Annotated in this window: 17 protein-coding genes; 7 read left to right on the plus strand and 10 right to left on the minus strand. The window is 40.3% G+C overall.

Annotation, left to right across the window (positions count from 1 at the left end; genetic code table 11):
• Positions 1-105 precede the first annotated feature (105 nt).
• The 10 genes from ACIQ0H_RS13760 to rpmH form a co-directional block, all read right to left on the minus strand.
• Positions 106-945 carry a ParB/RepB/Spo0J family partition protein gene (locus ACIQ0H_RS13760; RefSeq protein ID WP_403415650.1) on the minus strand — a complete coding sequence of 280 codons (840 nt, stop codon included), beginning with the start codon at positions 943-945 and terminating at the stop codon, positions 106-108.
• Positions 938-1,699, minus strand: a complete 762-nt coding sequence (locus tag ACIQ0H_RS13765; protein ID WP_403415652.1) for a ParA family protein — start codon at positions 1,697-1,699, stop codon at positions 938-940. The genes ACIQ0H_RS13760 and ACIQ0H_RS13765 overlap by 8 nt, the downstream gene beginning before the upstream one ends.
• A gap of 128 nt (positions 1,700-1,827) precedes the next feature.
• A complete protein-coding gene (gene noc, locus ACIQ0H_RS13770) occupies positions 1,828-2,697 on the minus strand; it encodes a nucleoid occlusion protein (RefSeq protein WP_403415654.1) in 870 nt (289 codons plus the stop codon).
• 95 nt (positions 2,698-2,792) lie between these two features.
• Positions 2,793-3,509, minus strand: coding sequence for a 16S rRNA (guanine(527)-N(7))-methyltransferase RsmG (gene rsmG / locus ACIQ0H_RS13775; RefSeq protein WP_403415656.1), 717 nt, complete (start codon positions 3,507-3,509; stop codon positions 2,793-2,795).
• A 185-nt stretch (positions 3,510-3,694) separates the two neighbouring features.
• A complete protein-coding gene (gene mnmG, locus ACIQ0H_RS13780; protein ID WP_403415659.1) occupies positions 3,695-5,584 on the minus strand; it encodes a tRNA uridine-5-carboxymethylaminomethyl(34) synthesis enzyme MnmG in 1,890 nt (629 codons plus the stop codon).
• 24 nt (positions 5,585-5,608) lie between these two features.
• Positions 5,609-6,994 (minus strand): tRNA uridine-5-carboxymethylaminomethyl(34) synthesis GTPase MnmE, encoded by a 1,386-nt coding sequence (gene mnmE, locus ACIQ0H_RS13785; protein ID WP_403415662.1) that lies wholly within the window; start codon positions 6,992-6,994, stop codon positions 5,609-5,611.
• 186 nt (positions 6,995-7,180) lie between these two features.
• Positions 7,181-7,936, minus strand: a complete 756-nt coding sequence (jag, locus tag ACIQ0H_RS13790; protein ID WP_403415665.1) for an RNA-binding cell elongation regulator Jag/EloR — start codon at positions 7,934-7,936, stop codon at positions 7,181-7,183.
• A complete protein-coding gene (yidC, locus tag ACIQ0H_RS13795) occupies positions 7,933-8,697 on the minus strand; it encodes a membrane protein insertase YidC (protein ID WP_403415667.1) in 765 nt (254 codons plus the stop codon). The genes jag and yidC overlap by 4 nt, the downstream gene beginning before the upstream one ends.
• 104 nt (positions 8,698-8,801) lie before the next feature.
• The gene (rnpA, locus tag ACIQ0H_RS13800; protein ID WP_403415670.1) at positions 8,802-9,146 is read right to left on the minus strand and encodes a ribonuclease P protein component; all 345 of its coding nucleotides are present in this window, start codon (positions 9,144-9,146) and stop codon (positions 8,802-8,804) included.
• A 123-nt stretch (positions 9,147-9,269) separates the two neighbouring features.
• Entirely contained in the window at positions 9,270-9,404 is a 135-nt protein-coding gene (gene rpmH / locus ACIQ0H_RS13805; RefSeq protein ID WP_239389984.1) for a 50S ribosomal protein L34, read from the minus strand.
• Positions 9,405-10,151: 747 nt separating this feature from the next.
• Between rpmH and dnaA the strand changes: the two genes are divergently transcribed.
• From dnaA to ACIQ0H_RS13840, 7 genes are all read left to right on the plus strand, one after another.
• Entirely contained in the window at positions 10,152-11,501 is a 1,350-nt protein-coding gene (gene dnaA / locus ACIQ0H_RS13810; RefSeq protein WP_403415672.1) for a chromosomal replication initiator protein DnaA, read from the plus strand.
• Positions 11,502-11,666: 165 nt separating this feature from the next.
• Entirely contained in the window at positions 11,667-12,803 is a 1,137-nt protein-coding gene (dnaN, locus tag ACIQ0H_RS13815; RefSeq protein WP_403415675.1) for a DNA polymerase III subunit beta, read from the plus strand.
• A 237-nt stretch (positions 12,804-13,040) separates the two neighbouring features.
• Positions 13,041-13,280 (plus strand): S4 domain-containing protein YaaA, encoded by a 240-nt coding sequence (gene yaaA / locus ACIQ0H_RS13820; protein WP_403415678.1) that lies wholly within the window; start codon positions 13,041-13,043, stop codon positions 13,278-13,280.
• On the plus strand, positions 13,270-14,391 hold the full coding sequence (gene recF / locus ACIQ0H_RS13825) for a DNA replication/repair protein RecF (protein ID WP_403415681.1): 1,122 nt from the start codon (positions 13,270-13,272) through the stop codon (positions 14,389-14,391). The genes yaaA and recF overlap by 11 nt, the downstream gene beginning before the upstream one ends.
• 145 nt (positions 14,392-14,536) lie before the next feature.
• Entirely contained in the window at positions 14,537-16,459 is a 1,923-nt protein-coding gene (gene gyrB / locus ACIQ0H_RS13830) for a DNA topoisomerase (ATP-hydrolyzing) subunit B (protein WP_403415756.1), read from the plus strand.
• A 30-nt stretch (positions 16,460-16,489) separates the two neighbouring features.
• Positions 16,490-19,006, plus strand: a complete 2,517-nt coding sequence (gene gyrA / locus ACIQ0H_RS13835; RefSeq protein ID WP_403415684.1) for a DNA gyrase subunit A — start codon at positions 16,490-16,492, stop codon at positions 19,004-19,006.
• A gap of 119 nt (positions 19,007-19,125) precedes the next feature.
• Positions 19,126-20,232 (plus strand): HD-GYP domain-containing protein, encoded by a 1,107-nt coding sequence (locus tag ACIQ0H_RS13840; protein WP_403415687.1) that lies wholly within the window; start codon positions 19,126-19,128, stop codon positions 20,230-20,232.
• The last annotated feature ends 479 nt before the right edge of the window (positions 20,233-20,711 follow it).

Raw genomic sequence — 20,711 nt, forward strand, 5'->3', positions numbered from 1 at the left:
AAGGCTTTACTCTTATTCAGCAAAATTTGCAGTCATTCTACTACTTATGATGAATCAGATTAAAAATAATACCTATTTTGCACACTCGGCAAAATAGGTATGTACTTACTCATTCAATAATTCGAGAATGCGTTCGAGGTCATCTTCAGAGAAAAACTCAATTTCGATTTTCCCCTTGTTTTTTGTCTTCTTAATGGTTACATTTGTCCCGAAATAATCGCGTAAATTCGATTCTCGTTCAACCAAAAATAGATCTTTCTTTTGTTGTACTTTTGTTTCACGTGGAACATCGTCGTTCATTTTTTGAACAAGTCTCTCCAGCTGCCGGACATTAAGCCCTTCCTTTAAAACCTGTTCTGCTACAAGTGGGATTTGTTCCTTTTTTCGAAGACCAAGAAGTGTTCGCCCGTGTCCCATCGATAATTTACTTTCTGAAATATAATTTCTTATTTTCTCAGGTAATGAAAGTAAACGAACATGATTTGCAATATGAGGTCTACTCTTTCCAAGTCTAAAAGCTAGTTGTTCTTGTGTGAGACCGATATTATCCATAAGGTTTTGATAAGCATCCGCCTCCTCAATAGGCGTTAAATCTTCCCTTTGTAAATTTTCAAGAATTGCCCACTCCATCGTTTCCTTATCCGTTAATACACGAACAACAGCTGGTATTTCCTCAAGGCCTGCCATCTTGGCTGCACGAAATCGTCTCTCACCTACTACAATTTCATATGTAGCACCTATTTTTCTTAAAATAATGGGTTGAAGTATTCCATGTTCTTTAATAGAGGCACTTAATTCTTGAATTGCATTTTCATCGAATGTTTTCCTTGGTTGGTACGGATTCACTTTAATACTTTTCACATGAATGTGTTCAATAGACTCCGCCTTTTCCAGCGACTCCCCTGGGAATAAAGCATTCAAACCTTTTCCAAGGCCTTTAGCCATTATGTACCACTTCCTTTGCCAGCTCTAAATAGACTTCTGCTCCTCTGGATCTTGAATCATAAATAATAATGGGCTCCCCATGACTCGGTGCCTCACTCAATCGTACGTTACGTGGAATGATTGTTTTGTACACTTTATCTTGAAAGTACTTTTTCACTTCATCAATTACTTGGATACCTAGATTTGTTCGTGCATCAAACATGGTCAACAATACCCCATCAATCATTAGTCCTTCATTTAAATGCTTTTGTACAAGTCGGATTGTACTTAACAATTGACTTAAGCCCTCCAGCGCATAATATTCGCACTGGACTGGAATGATAATTGAGTCCGATGCCGTTAATGCATTTATCGTCAATAATCCAAGAGATGGCGGACAATCAATAATGATATAGTCATACAAATCCTTTGCTTCCTGTATGGCATGTTTCATCCGTACTTCTCTTGAAATCGTTGACACAAGCTCTATTTCTGCACCTGCCAGTGAGATTGTAGCTGGTATAACATCGAGATTATCTACTTTCGTTGAACGAATGACGTCTTGAATATCAACATCATCAATTAAAATATCATAAATACACTTTTGAACTTCGCCTTTATTAACCCCTACACCACTTGTTGCATTACCCTGTGGATCAGTATCAATCAAGAGAACTTTCTTTCCTATATGTGCAAGACAAGCACTTAAATTTACGGATGTTGTCGTTTTTCCGACGCCACCTTTTTGGTTGGCAATCGCTATTATTCTACCCAAAGTCTGCACCCGCTTTCCTGCTCTTTAAGTTTCAATCTATTCTAACTACTAGTTTATCAAAAAAATCAGTACAAGTGGGGAAATGTGCAGTAAAAAAACTCCTGCTTTTGTTAAGCAAGAGTTTCTTATCACTTTTTCTTTGGAATTTTAACCGTAATTGTGTAAAAGTCGTCGGAATCTTCTTCTTCTGTTTTTAAATCAATTCCACTCTTCGTCACAAGAACCAATGATTGTCTAATCGTATTAACCGCAATTCGAACATCTTTACTAACTGATTTCCTTTTCGGCGCTTTTCTTTTATCTTTCGCGTCTTCAGGATTCAACAACTTTTGAATTCTAGTTTCAAGTTGTTTTACATTCAAATGCTGTTCGATAACTTCATTGTAAAGTTTTAGCTGCAATTCACTTTCCTTCAAAGGAATGAGTGCGCGTGCATGCCGCTCAGAAAGTTCCTTTGTTAATATTGCATTTTTAATTTCTTCTGGTAGTTTTAACAACCTCAATTTATTTGCAATAGTAGATTGACCTTTTCCAAGCCTTTGCGCCAGTGCTTCTTGCGTCAATGAATGCAGTTCAATAAGCTTTTCATAAGCAAATGCTTCTTCAATTGCGGTGAGTTCCTCACGTTGTAAGTTTTCTATTAAAGCAATTGAAGCAGTTTCCTTGTCATCCAATTCCCGAATAATTGCTGGAACTTCCGACCAACCAAGCTTTTTCATTGCACGATATCTACGTTCTCCGGCAATGATTTCATACTGGTCATCAATTTTTCTTACAACAATTGGTTGGATGATCCCGTGTATATGAATCGTTCGGGCAAGTTCTTCAATCTTCTCCTCCGAGAAAATGGTACGTGGTTGATATTTATTAGGCTTTATAGATTCTATTTTCACTTGTTCTATTTTCTCGTGTTGACTATCTTCAACTGCCAGCGGTTCGACCTGTACTTCTATTTCTTTATCTCCGCTTCCAAAAAAACGTGAAAAAGGACTTTTCATTCCCGGCACCACCTTTTCAAGACTACTCCCTAAATGTAAATTACTTCACCGTAGAGATAATTTATCTGCTTTAATTATGTTCCACGTGAAACAGATTATTGTATCGGTGTCTTATTAGGAACACCCGGTTTACGCGGATACTTTTTAGGCGTTTTCTTTTCTTTATCAAAAACAAAGATATTTCGATCACTATTTTCAATAGGTAGCTTGAATGAATGTTCTTCTTTGATGATAGCACCGAGAATGGAAAGTGATTTTTGTGCATCAGCCAGTTCATTTTCTGCGGCTGCGCCTTTCATAGATATAAAGATTCCGCCTTGTTTGACGAGAGGCACACACAATTCGGCAAGTACAGACAAACGTGCAACTGCACGCGCGGTAACAATATCGAATTTTTCGCGATACATTGGATTCTGTCCAAAGTCTTCCGCCCTTGCATGGACAAAATGTACATGTTTTAGTTGAAGTTCTTCGGCCAATGTTTCTAAAAAACTAATCCGTTTATTTAATGAGTCAACGATAGTTACTTCTAGGTCAGGAAAACAAATTTTCAGTGGAATACTTGGAAATCCAGCACCTGCTCCCACATCACAAATTGTTTTCTTCCCAGTTAAGTCAATATAAAAAGCAGCAGAGATTGAATCATAGAAGTGCTTCAAATAAACCGACGGCGCATCTGTAATGGCTGTTAAGTTCATTTTTTCATTCCACTCTACTAAGAGTTTGAAATACTTAGCAAACTGCGCTTTTTGTATATCATTCAATTCAATACCATGTTCTTTCAATGCTTGGAAAAATTGCTCTTCATTCAATTAATAATCCCCCTTATTAATAAAAGCGAAGGCACCTCGATGGGCGTAGCAGGCATAAGACACACAAGTCATGCGGTACTTTTTACCGCATATATCATAAGAGGGACACATTTCAATCCCTTCCAGCCGGCTTATGCCCTACCCTTGGTACCTAGACAATAAGACAAACAAAAGACCGCAATTACTTAGCCAGATATTTTAGCGATTTTTCCTTGTTCAATATAAACGAGAAGAATTGAAATATCTGCCGGATTAACGCCAGATATACGTGATGCTTGTGCGATAGATAAAGGCCTTACTTCATTTAACTGGCTTTTGGCTTCCGTCGCAATACCAGATATTGCATTGTAATCGATATTCTCCGGTATTTTTTTGTTTTCCATCTTCTTCATCTTTTCAACTTGTTGCATCGATTTTTCAATATAACCTTCATATTTAATAAAAATCTCAACTTGTTCTTCGACTTCAACGGACTGTTTCTCCGTTGAAGGTACCAACCGTTCAATTTGGCTATAGCTGATTTCTGGGCGCTTTAAAAGATCCGCCGCTTTCATCGGTTCTCTTAGCTCTGTGCCACCTGTTTCACGAATAATTTCCTGTACATGCTCATTAGGTTTAATCGACACTTTTCGTAATCTAGCAATTTCTTCTTCAATATGCTGTTTTTTCAACAGGTAAGCTGCATGACGTTCTTCGCTAATCATACCTAGTCCATAGCCTATTTCCGTTAGTCGTAGATCCGCGTTGTCATGACGTAATAACAACCGATATTCTGCGCGTGATGTAAGAAGCCTGTACGGTTCACTTGTGCCTTTTGTAACAAGATCATCAATAAGTACACCTATATAGGCATCGGCACGTCCTAGAACACACTCTGGTTTACCGAGAGCGCGCGAAGCGGCATTAATTCCCGCCATAATTCCTTGTGCAGCTGCCTCTTCATAACCAGATGTACCGTTTAATTGGCCTGCTGTATATAAATTACGGATTTTCTTCGTTTCTAATGTTGGCCATAATTGCGTTGGAACGATGGCATCATATTCAATCGCATAACCGGCACGCATCATTTCTGCCTTTTCCAGTCCTGGGACACTTTCAATCAGTTGTCTTTGAACATGTTCAGGCAAACTTGTCGATAATCCTTGGACATAAACTTCTTTCGTGTTGCGGCCTTCTGGCTCAAGGAAAATCTGATGACGTGATTTATCGGCAAAACGAACAATTTTATCTTCAATAGACGGACAATAACGTGGACCTTTCCCCTTAATTACCCCGGAGTACATCGGTGATAAATGGAGGTTCTCATTAATGATTTCGTGAGTCCTTGGTGATGTATACGTGAGCCAGCATGGCAGCTGATCCATGATAAATTCTGTTGTCTCAAAGCTGAATGCCCGTGGCACATCGTCACCTGGTTGGATTTCAGTTTTGCTGTAATCGATTGTTCGGCTATTGACACGTGGTGGCGTACCTGTTTTGAATCTCACCATCTCAAATCCAAGATCACGAATATTGTCTGCTAATTCTATTGAAGGCATTTGGTTATTCGGGCCACTTGAATATTTCAAGTCTCCAATAATAACTTCACCTCGTAGGAATGTGCCTGTTGTGACAATAACTGTCTTCGCACGGTACACTGCGCCAACCTGTGTAACTAGACCTATTACTTCATTATCCTCCACGATCAGTTCCTCTACAACTCCTTGATGAAGTGTTAAGTTGTCCTGTTCTTCGAGTAGGCGTTTCATTTCTTGTTGGTATAAGACTTTATCAGCTTGTGCACGGAGCGCACGAACGGCTGGTCCTTTTCCTGTATTCAACATCCGCATTTGGATATGTGTTTTGTCGATAACTTTCCCCATTGCGCCGCCAAGTGCGTCGATTTCACGTACGACAATCCCTTTTGCAGGGCCACCGAGTGACGGATTACACGGCATGAAAGCAATCATATCAAGGTTCATAGTTAGTACGAGCGTCGATGCACCCATCTTGGCAGCGGATAATGCCGCCTCAACGCCGGCATGACCGGCCCCAATGACAATAACATCGAACGTGCCAGCTTCAAATTTGGGCATGTTCTTTTTCCTTCCTTCTATGTGTTATTTTCCGAGGCAAAATTGTGCGAACAACTGGTTAATTAAACTTTCCTGGACAGTATCCCCGATTATCTCTCCGAGTATTTCCCATGTCCGTGTGACATCAATCTGTATCATATCGACTGGAACACCCGCCGTGGCTGCACCAATGGCATCGTCTATCGTTGCCCGTGCGTTGTGTAATAGTGCAATATGTCTTGCATTTGACACGTATGTGAAATCACCTGACTCTAAATTTCCTTCGAAAAAGAGTCCAGCAATTGCTTCTTCCAATTCGTCAATCCCTTCATCTTTCAAAAGGGATGTTGTAACAAGTTTTCCGTTACCCGACAGTTCCTTGACCTTCGCCAAATCAATTTTTTGCGGAAGATCGGTTTTATTGATGACAATAATGGCATCCATTCCCGATATAGCCTCAAAAAGTCGTTCGTCTTCAATTGTAAGCTCTTCAGAACTATTGAGGACGAGCAATATTAAATCCGCTTCTTTCAACACTTGCCTAGACCTTTCGACACCAATCCGTTCCACAATGTCCTCTGTTTCTCGGATTCCTGCAGTATCGACGAGGCGTAACGGAACACCTCGAACATTGACGTACTCCTCAATAATATCACGCGTCGTACCCGCTATGTCGGTTACGATTGCTTTATTTTCTTGCACGAGACTATTTAATAGGGAGGACTTACCGACATTTGGCCTTCCAACAATGACGGTAGATAGCCCTTCACGAAGAATTTTCCCTTGAGATGAAGTGCGTAATAATGCATCAATTTCATTTCTCACCCACGTACCTTTTTCAATCATGAGTGGAATTGTCACTTCCTCGACATCGTCATACTCTGGATAATCAATATTCACTTCAACTTGCGCTAACGTTTCTAGAAGAGCTTGTCTTAAATCGCCAATCAACCGCGAAAGTTTTCCTTCCATCTGGTTCAACGCAACATTCATAGCACGGTCTGTTTTTGCACGGATTAGATCCATAACTGCCTCTGCTTGTGACAAATCAATCCGTCCATTGAGGAATGCTCGTTTTGTGAATTCGCCAGGTTCTGCAAGTCGGGCGCCTTCTTTCAGTACAAGTTGAAGGACTCGTTGAACAGCAACAAGACCTCCGTGACAATTCACTTCAATAACATCTTCACGCGTAAATGTCTTTGGTGCTTTCATAAGAGAAACCATTACTTCCTCGACCACTTCGCCCGTAGACGGGTTTGCCAAATGACCGTAATGGATTGTATGTGATTGTTCTTCAATTAACTTTTTTCCTGACGGAGAACGGAAAATGCGATCTGCTATTTGAATAGCTTCGTCCCCGCTGAGTCTAACGATGGCAATTGCGCCTTCCCCCATCGGAGTTGAAACGGCGGCTATTGTATCAAAATGCACATTCTTCACCTTCCTAGCTTAGTTATTCACATGTGGATAAAATATTTCGGACATGACTATCTAACATAATATAGTATCACAAAACGACTAATCCTTCTAGCACCAGAATCGAAAATATGTGGATAAGTGTCAAAAAAACAAAAAAGCTCGCAAAGACTGTTATGTCCTTGCGAGAATGTTCCTTTACTATCGAATAGATTCAATGACAAGGTACCTAAACGGATCTTTACCTTCTGAATAAGTTTCAATATCCAATCGATTCGATAATGTATGATGAATTACTTTTCTTTCATATGAAGGCATTGGTTCAAGTTGTACTTTACGACCGGTCCGTACCGCCTTGTCAGCCATTCGATCAGCAAGTTGCTCCAATGACTGTTCCCGACGTTCGCGATAATCACCTACATCGACGCGAACAACTTTAAATTGATCAGATGACTTATTTGTAATAAGTTGGGATAATTGTTGAAGTGCATTCAAGGTTTGTCCTCGCTTGCCAATTAATAGTGCGGCTTTAGCACTTTCCAATTGGTAGTTGACGTATTTACCGTCTATTTCATGACTGACTTGAATATCTTCAATCCCCATACCTTGTGCAATTTGCAGTAAATACTGCTCTGTTTCTTTAACGGCCAACTCGTCGGAAAATTCTTCGACAGGTGTTTGTTTTTGCATAGCCGGTGAAATCGATTCGACAACAATTTCCTCTTTCGACTCAATTGTTGCTACCTCGGGAGTTACTGCTTTTTCAGGGACGGAAGGTTCATCTACATGTTTAATTGTCACGGTCACTTCAGCTTCTTTTGCGCCGAAACCAAGAAAACCTTTTTTCCCTTGATCGATCACTTTCACTTCAACTTCGTTACGTGTAACGCCGAGTGCTGCTAGTGCTGAAGAAATGGCCAATTCAACTGTGGCTCCCCTTCGCGTCATCCTTGTCATTTTCGTTTCCCTCCTACTTTTACAGGTTCCACTTCTTTTTTCTCAAATGGTTTGTAAATGAAGATATTTTGGATAACTGAAATGATATTCCCGATTACCCAGTAAAGAGCAAGTGCTGCCGGCAAGAATGAACCGAATATCATGATCATGAACGGCATGATATACATCATCACTTTCATTTGTGGGTTCCCCATTGCTGGGCCTGTCCGTAGTACGATAAATTGCATAGCTCCCGCAACTACTGCAAGTGTAATACTTGGTGCCGCAAGTTCGAACCAAAGAAAATTACCAATATCGTAGGTAACATTCATACGACTAATCGCATGATAGAAACCGAAAAGGATTGGCATTTGGATAATGACTGGTAAACAACCCGCTGCCGGATTGATTTTGCGCTCCGACATCACTTTTTGCATTTCTTCGCGATACTTCTGTTGAGTAACAGCATCTTTTGACTTGTATTTTTCTTTAAGTGCCGTTAACTCTGGTTGTACTTCTTGCATCCGCTTAGAACTTTGTGTCTGTTTGATCATTAATGGAAGCAATACAAGTCGGATGATAATCGTAACTGCAACAATTCCCCATCCATACGTACCGAGTAAATCTTTAAATACTGTGATTAAGGACACTAGTGGCCAGACAATAAATTTGTTCCAGAATCCTGTACTGTCCTCATAAATTGGTTCGTTGAATTCAGAACATCCTGCAAGGAATACCATTAATGCTGACAGCATCAATAGTAAGGCTACCTTCTTCTTCAAATCGGCTCCCCCAAATCATATCTTTTTCATGATGGACGAATGAAATACCGCCCTTAGTAGTTGATCTCATACATTTTCAGTTTATCATTTTAGTTTGTATCCTTCTACTTCTTCTTTAATACACGTGCAATGCGCAAAACATGCTGCAAATTCTTTTTTGTTTCATGAAAATCTAAAGTGGCCGCCTGATGCCTGGCGATGATGACATAATCCATATCGTTGCGTAATTCATCTTTCAATTCCAAGAAAGACTGTCTTAAGTATCGTTTAATACGATTCCTTGCAACTGCGTTCCCTACCTTTTTACTAACAGAAAGGCCAATACGGAAATCTAATTGCCCTTCCTTCCTATAGGAATAGACAACAAATTGTCGATTGGCGAACGACTTGCCTTTTTTAAACACTTGTTGGAACTCTTCATTTTTCTTTATTCGTTGACGTTTGTTCATAAAATACACCTGCTTCGTCAATTAAATTTAACTTGCTTCAGCTAAAGTCACCATTTCCCCTTGATGCAGGATAAATCCTGTATTGTGTTTCAAAAGAAAAAAAAGACCACTGAGGCAGTGGCCTTATGCTGAAAGCACTTTTCTTCCTTTACGGCGACGAGCTGCAAGAACTCTACGTCCGCTTTTCGTGCTCATTCTCGCACGGAAGCCGTGAACTTTACTACGTTTACGTTTATTTGGTTGGAATGTACGTTTCATTTTTAAGACACCTCCTGCGTGATTGTCTGTTTACTACATGACAGTCTTGATTAGTATATCGGTATCTAACAGTAAAAGTCAACCTTTTTTTATCCAACAAAGAATTCACTTACATTTTGCCACTAAAGAAAGATTGAACATCATCATTCTATTTTGTTGCTTAAATAGGTGCCGGGGCTTCTGTCGAATCAAGTTAATTAGTTATCCACACTTCCGCTAAATAATTTGTCATAGCATTGTGCACACTTATTTTCGACATTTTTTTATCCACACGAATTATCGACATGTTTTTCACATACTAATGCCTGTGGATAAAGGTTTCATCCACACTTGTCAGCCTTGTGGATAAGTTGGACAAACCCTTGTAATCCATCTCGTTTGCTGTTACAATGAGATGGATTTTGTTGTGCACATAATTTTATAGCGATTTTGTTATCCACAATTGTTAATAGGTTGTGGATAATTTTTTCAACATTTTTGTATAATTGTTATCCACAAGGGTGGAAACTGTGTATAATACATATCCTCGGGTTTAATTTGAATTCAGCAAAAGACCCCATTTCTATAATTTACGTGATAAATGCAAGAAGCCTTTATTTAGTGGTGTTCGAACACCAGCTGAACTCAAATAAAGCCTCCGGCGGATGTCACGGATTTTTATAGGAGCTTTTCGAGCCTGCTCGAAAAAAATCCGGACGCAATCACGCTGGAGCATGATTGATTTTCCACTGTAAGGGAGGCAAGAGATTGGAACACTTAGAAGAATTATGGAGTGAGGTATTGTTGAAAGTTGAGCAGAAAATTTCAAGACCTAGTTTTGAAACCTGGCTCAAATCGACAAAACTAATGTCGTACGGTGAAGAAAACGTCACTATTGCCGTACCGAATTCATTCGCAAAAGAATGGCTTGAAAATCACTATGTACATCTAATTACTGGCATATTGTCTGAACTGACTGGTGAAGATCGAATCATTCATTTTGTCGTGCCTAAAGATATGGAAGAAAATGATTTCACAGTGCCTAAACCTGCTGTTAAACCGATTGAAAAGGTTCCAGCGGTATCTGCACCAGGTATGCTTAACCCTAAATACACATTTGATACATTCGTTATTGGTTCGGGGAACCGTTTTGCCCATGCTGCGTCACTTGCAGTAGCAGAAGCACCCGCGAAAGCTTATAATCCATTGTTCATATACGGAGGCGTCGGGCTTGGTAAAACCCACTTGATGCATGCAATTGGACACTATGTACTTGAACAAAACCCTTCAGCAAAAGTTGTTTATCTTTCTTCAGAAAAATTCACAAACGAATTTATCAACTCAATCCGCGACAATAAAGCAGTCGAATTCCGTAATCGTTATCGGAATGTAGACGTATTGTTAATAGATGATATTCAGTTCCTTGCTGGAAAAGAACAAACGCAAGAAGAATTTTTCCATACATTTAACACACTTCATGAAGAGTCTAAACAAATCGTCATTTCAAGTGACCGTCCACCGAAAGAAATTCCAACACTTGAAGATCGGCTTAGATCCCGCTTCGAGTGGGGCCTTATTACAGATATAGCCCCCCCTGATTTGGAAACAAGAATTGCTATCTTACGTAAGAAGGCAAAAGCAGACGGACTTATTGATATCCCTAATGAAGTCATGTTATACATTGCAAACCAGATTGACTCGAACATACGCGAACTTGAAGGTGCACTTATACGTGTCGTTGCCTATTCATCACTTGTCAATACAGATATTAGTACGGAGCTTGCAGCGGAAGCATTGAAGGATATTATTCCGAACTCGCGGCCACGTACCGTTACCATTCTCGACATTCAAAAGGCAGTCGGAGAGCACTTTAACATTCGACTAGAGGACTTTACCGCGAAAAAAAGAACTAGATCCATTGCATTTCCACGACAAATTGCCATGTTTCTGTCCAGAGAGTTGACGGACTCCTCCTTACCTAAAATCGGATCTGAATTTGGCGGACGAGATCATTCGACTGTTATTCACGCCCATGAAAAAATCTCAAAAATGTTAAAAGACGATCAAGCACTTCAACAAGATGTCCAGGATATAAAAAATGTATTAGGTCGAGGGTGACCTGTGTATAACATGGGATAAGGTGTGCAGACTAGCAAACAGTTTATACACATGTGGAAAACGTTTGTAGGCCAAGGATTAATAGGCTTATCCACATTTCCACAGCCCCTACTACTATTACTACTAATTTATTAAACATTAATACTATATAAGCGAGGGTATAGAATGAAATTTGAAATCATGAGAGATCGATTACTCGATGGATTAAGTGACGTAATGAAAGCGATCAGTCAAAAAGTCGCTACACCTATTCTGACTGGTATAAAAATTGATGTAGATGATAATGGAATCACAATGACAGGTAGTGATTCTGATATTACAATTTGTACATTTATCCCTGCAGAAGAAGATGGAGAACAAATCATTCGCATCTTTGAAAAAGGTAGTATCGTATTACAAGCAAAAGTTTTTAGTGAGATTGTACGAAAACTACCAACAAACGATGTTACGATTGAAGCAGTAAACGGACTACAGACTCATATTCAATCCGGTAAAAGTGAATTCCATTTGATTGGATCAGACGCTGATGAATACCCAGTCCTACCTGAAGTAAAAGATGAGTATCTTTTTTCACTACCATCGGATCTGATGAAATCCATCATTCGTGAAACGGTATTTGCTGTATCTCAACAAGAAACTAGACCTATTTTGACAGGCGTTCATTGGGAGGCAAAAGACGGAGGACTTTCTTGTGTTGCTACAGATAGTCACAGACTAGCAAGAAGACTAACAGTACCTGAAGAAATGCCGGAAGTTCCTTTCAGCGTTGTTATCCCCGGAAAGAGTCTTCAAGAATTAAATAAGATCTTGCCTGATAATAGTGAACATGTGGATATCGTTATCGCAGACCAACAAGTATTGTTTAAAACTCGAAATGTATTATTTTACTCACGCTTACTAGAAGGCAATTACCCAGATACTTCACGTTTAATTCCAGCTGAGTATAAAACGTCAGTAATCGTAAATGGACGTCTTCTCCTTCAAGCAATTGATAGAGCTTCTCTTCTAGCGCGTGAAGAACGGAATAATATTGTCCGATTTTCAACCGATGAAGGAAGAGTCATTGAAATATCTTCAAATTCTCCCGAAGTTGGGAAAGTTGAAGAACTGGTAGAAGCGATTGGCGTCACAGGTGAAGAACTTAAGATCTCCTTTAGCGCTAAATATATGATGGATGCATTAAAAGCGATTGATGGGCAAGATGTAGCCATTCAATTCACAGGAGCAATGCGGCCTTTCATCCTAAAATCGGTAGATGATGATACAATTCTGCAGCTAATTCTCCCCGTTCGGACATACTAAACCCTGAAGGATAGTCACTTATTTGACTATCCTTTTTATCTTTATTCGGCATGGATTTATAGCCATGCTGAATAGTGGGACTCAAACTAAGTTTGCCGCATCCCGCGGCTGTCAAAGATTTCAATTTGGACAAGCCTAATTCGAAATCTGAGGCAAATACGCCAAGGCGTAATTGATATACGGTCGAAAGTGGGCTAAAATAGAGGGATACACTAATTTGCGAAGGGTTGGGGTCCAATGGAAAACCTAACAATCGACACCGAGTACATAACACTTGGTCAATTATTAAAAATGACAGATGCAATCAGTTCCGGTGGCATGGCTAAATGGTTTTTAGAAGAACATACTGTATATGTCAATGGCGAAACAGAACAACGACGCGGTAAAAAGCTCCGGCATGGAGATGTTATTAATATTCCCAATGTGGGCAGATATAAAATACATGACATACTGAACGAGCAAACGGATGTACATTGAACGGCTGGCATTAACCGATTATCGGAACTATGCAGCACTTGAGCTAGCATTTTCGCCAAACATCAATGTGTTGATAGGTGAAAATGCACAAGGGAAGACAAACGTGATGGAAGCAATCTACGTGCTTTCAATGGCGAAGTCTCATCGAACGTCCAATGATCGTGAATTAATACGCTGGGACCAAGAATATGGTAAAATAGAAGGGGACATCCAACGAAAATACGGTCGACTACCGTTAGAATTGATCCTATCGAAAAAAGGCAAAAAAGCGCGTGTAAATCATCTTGAACAAAACCGCCTTAGCCTGTATGTCGGTCAGGTAAATGTCGTAATGTTTGCCCCAGAAGACTTAAATCTCGTAAAAGGAAGTCCACAAGTACGAAGACGGTTTCTGGATATGGAACTTGGTCAGATCTCACCAGTTTATTTACATGACTTGTTAACATTTCAAAAAATCCTAAAACAGCGTAATGCTATTTTGAAAGATAATCGTGGGAAATTGAGTTTTAATGATGTCATGTTTGATGTTTATACAGAGCAGTATATTCAAGTAGCCGTCCAAATTATTCGTAAACGATTTTATTTCATGGAATTGTTGCAACAATGGGCGGAACCAATTCATAAGGGAATTTCCCGTGGACTCGAATCACTGGAAGTATCCTATGGAACACTAAAAGAACTGCATTCAGGGCAGACTGTGGAAGAAATGGAATCGATACTAGGCCAACGTTTACAGGAAGTTAGACGGCGTGAACTAGAACGGGGAATGACACTTGTCGGTCCCCATCGTGATGATCTCCACTTTTTTGTCAATGGTTATGATATACAGACTTATGGTTCACAGGGGCAGCAGCGGACGACGGCGCTGTCCCTTAAACTTGCCGAAATTGAGCTTGTTAAGCAAGAAGTCGGAGAAACACCTATTCTTTTGCTCGATGATGTTTTATCTGAACTTGATGATTACCGACAATCTCATCTCTTGAATACTATTCAAGGGCAAGTACAAACAATTGTTACCACAACAAATGTAGCAGGGATTGATCATGAAACAATTCGTCAAGCAGATATCTTTGAAGTCGTAGCGGGAGAAGTCGCTAGAAAAGAAGGATGACGAAAAATGTAATCCTTCTTAATTTAACGCGGCTGAAGATCTCACCTTTGGGTACAATTATGTCGAGGTATGATTAATCAATTTTACAATGCACGAAAAGTGATAGATGTTAGACGTTCAGAAAGGAATGGTGAACAGTTTGGCAATGGAAGAGAAAGATACGCAGGTAGCTTATGATGCAAATCAAATTCAGGTCCTAGAAGGACTAGAGGCTGTCCGCAAACGTCCAGGTATGTATATCGGGACAACTAGTTCAAGAGGACTTCACCATCTCGTATGGGAGATTGTTGATAATAGTATTGACGAGGCACTTGCAGGACACTGTGACCATATCGGAGTAACTATAGAAAAAGATAACTGGATACGCGTCGATGACAATGGTCGCGGAATTCCGGTTGGTATCCAAGAATCAACAGGTAGACCCGCCGTTGAAGTTATTATGACAGTGCTACATGCTGGAGGAAAATTCGGCGGTGGAGGTTATAAAGTATCGGGCGGATTGCACGGAGTAGGTGCTTCGGTTGTTAACGCATTGTCTGAAGCGACGGAGGTCTATGTCAAACTTGATGGTAAAGTTCATTTCATGAGATTTGAGCGCGGTGATGTAGTTGAAGAGCTTAACGTGATTGGCGACACCGATGAGAACGGGACAAGAATTCGTTTTAAAGCAGATCCGGAAATATTCACTGAAACGACAGTATACGAATACGACATACTTGCACACCGCTTGCGTGAACTTGCGTATCTCAACCGAGGTCTACGGATTTCAATTACAGATGAGCGCGGTGAAGAAGAAAGGATTGATACTTACTATTACGAAGGTGGTATCAAGTCCTATGTCGAACATTTGAATAAAAACAAAGAGCCAATCCATGAAGAGCCTATTTTCGTCGAAGGTGAAAAAGACGGAATCTCAATCGAAATTGCAATGCAATACAACGGCGGTTATGCAGAGAACTTGTTTTCATTTGCTAACAACATCAACACCTATGAAGGTGGTACGCATGAGTCGGGCTTTAAGACAGCACTAACACGCGTTATCAACGATTACGCTCGAAAAAACGGAGCGATAAAAGAATCGGATCCTAATTTGTCCGGCGATGATGTACGTGAAGGTTTAACAGCCATCATCTCGATTAAACACCCGAATCCGCAGTTTGAAGGCCAGACGAAAACAAAACTAGGGAACTCTGAAGTGAGTACAATTACGAATTCACTATTTTCCGAAGGCTTCCAACGTTTCTTACTTGAAAATCCAACGACTGCGCGTCAAATCATTGATAAAAGTCTTATGGCAGCGCGAGCACGCCTTGCGGCAAAAAATGCACGTGAGCTTACACGCCGTAAGTCTGTACTTGAAGTGTCCAGTCTTCCAGGGAAATTATCGGATTGTTCATCACGCGATCCAGCTATAAGCGAATTGTATATTGTTGAAGGTGACTCGGCGGGCGGTTCAGCGAAAAGCGGACGAGACCGTCACTTCCAGGCAATACTTCCACTTCGCGGTAAAATTTTGAACGTCGAAAAAGCACGACTTGATCGGATATTAGGTAATGCGGAAATTCGTATGATGATTACTGCATTAGGAACAGGTATTGGAGAAGAATTTGACCTATCGAAAGCCCGTTATCATAAGCTTGTTATTATGACTGATGCGGATGTCGATGGTGCGCATATCCGTACACTACTGTTAACCTTCTTCTTCCGCTTTATGCGCCCACTTATCGAAGCAGGCTATGTGTATATTGCCCAACCGCCGCTTTATCGCGTAAAGCAAGGTAAAACGGAAGAATATTGCTATAAGGAAGAAGAACTCGAAGAAATTATGAGTCGGATGTCGCCTACACCCAAACCTGTCATTACTCGTTATAAAGGTCTTGGGGAAATGGACGCAACACAATTATGGGATACGACAATGGATCCTGAACAACGTACGTTGTTGCAAGTCGAACTTGAAGATGCATTTGATGCCAATTTAACGTTCGAACAACTGATGGGAGACGAGGTAGAACCTCGCCGCAAGTTCATTGAAGATAACGCAATGTATGTTAAAAATTTAGATACATGAGGAACGTTGAGCTGAAAGGAGTCTAACAACATGGCAGATATGCCGAAACGTGGTGTCCAAGGCATCAACATTAGTACGGAAATGAAGACTTCATTCCTTGATTATGCAATGAGTGTTATTGTTTCCCGTGCGCTTCCGGATGTTAGGGATGGTTTGAAACCGGTTCACCGCCGTATTTTGTATGCAATGCAGGATCTTGGTAACACGGCAGATAAACCCCATAAGAAATCAGCACGTATCGTTGGAGACGTCATTGGTAAGTATCACCCGCATGGTGATAGTGCTGTGTATGACACAATGGTACGGATGGCACAAGACTTTAACTATCGTTATATGCTTGTCGATGGCCATGGGAATTTCGGTTCCGTTGATGGTGATGGTGCAGCTGCAATGCGTTATACAGAATCCCGTATGTCACGTATTGCAATGGAACTTCTTCGTGATATTAATAAAGATACAATTGATTATCAAGATAACTACGATGGCCAGGAAAGAGAGCCGGTCGTTTTACCGAGTCGCTATCCTAACCTACTTGTCAATGGGACGACAGGAATTGCAGTCGGAATGGCGACGAATATACCTCCGCATCATCTTGGGGAAACAATTGACGCTGTTCTAGCATTAGCAGATAATCCTGCCGTAACGACGGAAGAACTGATGGAAATTATACCAGGACCTGATTTCCCTACTGGCGGAATTATTATGGGCCGCAGTGGAATAAGAAGAGCTTATGAAACTGGAAAAGGCTCTGTGATTATTCGTGGTAAAGTTGAAATTGAACAAAAGTCGAATGGTAGAGAAACGATTATTGTCAGTGAGTTGCCGTTCCAAGTAAATAAGGCACGACTTATTGAAAAGATTGCAGAACTAGTGCGAGATAAGAAAATCGATGGTATCACGTATTTAGCGGACGAATCAGACCGTACGGGTATGCGTATCGTTATTGAAGTCCGTCGTGATGCCAACGCCAATGTACTGTTGAATAATTTGTACAAGCAGACTGCATTGCAATCTAGCTTTGGAATTAACATGCTGGCACTTGTCGATGGACAACCGAAAGTGCTTGCATTAAAAGAAATCTTGTATCACTATCTTGAACACCAAAAGGTCGTCATTCGTAGGCGTACACAGTTTGACTTGAAAAAGGCGGAAGATCGTGCACATATCCTAGAAGGACTGCGTATCGCACTTGATAATATTGATCGAATCATTGCCCTTATTCGTGCATCAAAAACGACGGATGAAGCAAAGACTGGTTTGATCGAGCAATTTAACTTATCTGATCGTCAGGCACAGGCCATTCTCGACATGCGTCTCCAACGTTTGACAGGACTCGAGCGAGACAAAATTGAAGCAGAGTACAATGACCTTCAAGTTCTTATCGCGGAACTCCGTGCGATACTTGCTGATGAAGAGAAGTTACTCGAAATCATTCGTGAGGAATTGCTCGAAGTGAAAATCCGTTTTGAAGATAAACGTAGAACGGAAATCACTACAGGCGGCGCTGAAATGATCGAAGATGAAGATCTCATTCCAATCGAGAACTCAGTATTGACACTTACACATAACGGCTACATTAAACGTTTACCCGCTAATACTTATCGGAGCCAACGCCGCGGTGGTCGTGGTATACAAGGGATGGGTACGAATGACGATGACTTCGTTGAACATCTTTTAAATACATCAACGCATGATACAATCCTGTTCTTCACGAGCAGGGGCCGGGTATTCCGGACAAAAGGCTATCAAGTACCTGAATTCAGTCGGACTGCAAAAGGATTACCAATCATCAACTTGTTAGGTGTAGACAAAGATGAGAAAGTAACCGCTATGATTCCTGTAGCTGAATTCGAGGAAGATAAATATTTATTCTTTGCTACTCGTGACGGTATTGTCAAACGTACGCCTATTTCAGAGTTCGCAAACATCCGTTCAAACGGATTAATTGCGTTAACACTACGTGGTGAAGACGAACTTATCGGGGTCAAAATGACAAACGGTGAAGACAACATTGCCATTGGGACAAAGGATGGTATGTTGATTAAATTCAATGAAGTAGATATTCGTTCCATGGGCCGTGTAGCGGGCGGTGTCCGTGGTATCCGTTTACGTGAGGGTGACATTACAATCGGCATGGATATCGTCCATGAAGGTGATGAAATCCTGGTAGTTACCGAAAAAGGATTCGGAAAACGTACTCCAGAGGATGAATACCGCATCCAATCACGTGGCGGTTACGGATTAAAAACATTGAACGTCACTGATCGTAACGGTTTACTAGTTGCTATGAAAACTGTAGATGGCACAGAAGACCTTATGCTCATTACAATTCATGGAATTTTGATTCGTATGGATATTGAGGATATTTCCGTTATTGGGCGGAGTACGCAAGGGGTACGTCTAATTCGACTTGGAGAAGATGAACTAGTCGCTACTGTCGCTAAAGTTGAAAAAGAAGAAGATATCGAAGATGATTCCTCTTCAGAAGATAATGAAGAACTTGCAACACTGCCTATCGTTGAAAACGACGAAGATAGCGAGTCTTAAATATACAAAGGTTATTGAATGACTAACTATGTCATTCAATAATCTTTTTTCTTTTTATCGTCTATGAGAAATATTTCAAGTATGATAGAAGAACTATGGGTGAAAGTGGGGGAACTACGATGACGGAAGTTTATATGAATACAAGTGATTTGCATGCAGGCCTTGTAATAAGTGAAGATATATTCGGAAATACCATCTATCCAATTGTAAGAAAAGATACGGTGGTATCATTTGAGCATCTTGAGGTGTTATATGCGTTTGGTGTGGAAAAGGTTAAAATCCATAAATACTCCGTTGCTAAGCAAGAAGAAGCACATGATGCTGATAAGGAACATCCAATGAATCCAAACGCTATTTCCACTGAGGTCCCGGTGAAACGGAATGATATAGAAAAACAATATAGTAAAGCAGTCCAAGACTATAAGAAAGAGTTCCTTGCATGGCGAGCTGGTATACGACTAGATGTTTCGAGCATTCGTTCCATAGTCATTCCTTTATTAGAAGCATTTATCGAACAAAACAGGCCGCTAGCAATATTAAATGATTTATCGAATCCAAAAGAGTATATTTATCATCATTCGATAGCCGTTGGAATATTGGTATCCGCCATTTGCGGACAAATGGGCTTATCAAAAGGTCAAACGCTGCAATTAGGACTTGCCGGTGTCCTTGCTGACTGTGGAATGGCTAAAGTTAATCCATTGATCAGAGAAAAAGCGGCATTTCTTACAAAAGACGAGTTCAAGGAAGTGAAGAAACATACAGTGTATAGCTATCAGATGATTCAAGACACACCGCTCTTGCGTCAAGAAATGAAATTAGCCATTCTACAGCATCATGAGCGTCTTGATGGAAGTGGCTATCCACGTGGTGATAAAATGGATCAAGTCTCTGCATTTTCGCAAATTATTGCAGTTGCAGATGTCTTCCATGCAATGACGTCTGAACGGATTCACCGTTCAAAGGAATCGCCATTTAAAGTAATAGAGATGATAAAAGAAGAAGAGTTCGGTAAATTTGATATTAAGGTTGTCCAAGCGTTAATGGATTTAGTAGGTAACCTATCAATAGGAACGAGAGTAAAACTAACAAATGGTGATGTGGGAGAAATAGTGTTTATTCATAGAGATGCAAGATTACGTCCGATGGTAAAGAAAAGTATGGATGACTCTATTATAGATCTAGCAACAAATCGCCATATTGCTATTGAGAAGATCTTAACGTAAAACCCGTTTAGACGTGTTCCTACTATAAGAATAAATACATAGAAATCACTACCGTGTGAAAGGGTATCAACGCTTCATGCGGTGGTTGTTATGTTAATACAACAGTAATTGAGGGTTATTTTAAAATAAGTCTTGCAATCAAAAGAATAGAATGGTATATTAGTAAACGTTGCGCTTCCGATATAATAAAAACAACGAAAAAGAAATTGAAATTAGTTGTTGACATCGAGAACGAAACTTGATATGATATAAAAGTTGTCACCGAAACAACGACAACAAACATTATCAATATGAACCTTGAAAACTGAACAGCAAAACGTCAACGAAATATAGCGAGAGTGCCAAGTGCACTTGAGCAAAAACGTTTCTAAGTAAAACGATTTCCGTCGAATGAACAGAAACACACATGACATTATTAATTTAATGCCAGCAAGAAATGAGCTATTCATTTTCTTCTATTATGGAGAGTTTGATCCTGG

It is taken from the genome of Sporosarcina sp. NPDC096371, from assembly GCF_044762865.1.
Taxonomy (GTDB): Bacteria; Bacillota; Bacilli; order Bacillales_A; family Planococcaceae; genus Sporosarcina.

What these genes read in the sequence shown, in the direction of transcription:
- ACIQ0H_RS13760 (WP_403415650.1), bottom strand. Translation starts at nt 945, where the DNA reads ATGGCTAAAGGCCTTGGAAAAGGTTTGAATGCTTTATTCCCAGGGGAG.
- noc (WP_403415654.1), bottom strand. Translation starts at nt 2,697, where the DNA reads ATGAAAAGTCCTTTTTCACGTTTTTTTGGAAGCGGAGATAAAGAAATA.
- mnmG (WP_403415659.1), bottom strand. Translation starts at nt 5,584, where the DNA reads ATGCCCAAATTTGAAGCTGGCACGTTCGATGTTATTGTCATTGGGGCC.
- jag (WP_403415665.1), bottom strand. Translation starts at nt 7,936, where the DNA reads ATGACAAGGATGACGCGAAGGGGAGCCACAGTTGAATTGGCCATTTCT.
- rnpA (WP_403415670.1), bottom strand. Translation starts at nt 9,146, where the DNA reads ATGAACAAACGTCAACGAATAAAGAAAAATGAAGAGTTCCAACAAGTG.
- rpmH (WP_239389984.1), bottom strand. Translation starts at nt 9,404, where the DNA reads ATGAAACGTACATTCCAACCAAATAAACGTAAACGTAGTAAAGTTCAC.
- dnaN (WP_403415675.1), top strand. Translation starts at nt 11,667, where the DNA reads ATGAAATTTGAAATCATGAGAGATCGATTACTCGATGGATTAAGTGAC.
- yaaA (WP_403415678.1), top strand. Translation starts at nt 13,041, where the DNA reads ATGGAAAACCTAACAATCGACACCGAGTACATAACACTTGGTCAATTA.
- recF (WP_403415681.1), top strand. Translation starts at nt 13,270, where the DNA reads ATGTACATTGAACGGCTGGCATTAACCGATTATCGGAACTATGCAGCA.
- gyrB (WP_403415756.1), top strand. Translation starts at nt 14,537, where the DNA reads ATGGAAGAGAAAGATACGCAGGTAGCTTATGATGCAAATCAAATTCAG.
- gyrA (WP_403415684.1), top strand. Translation starts at nt 16,490, where the DNA reads ATGGCAGATATGCCGAAACGTGGTGTCCAAGGCATCAACATTAGTACG.
- ACIQ0H_RS13840 (WP_403415687.1), top strand. Translation starts at nt 19,126, where the DNA reads ATGACGGAAGTTTATATGAATACAAGTGATTTGCATGCAGGCCTTGTA.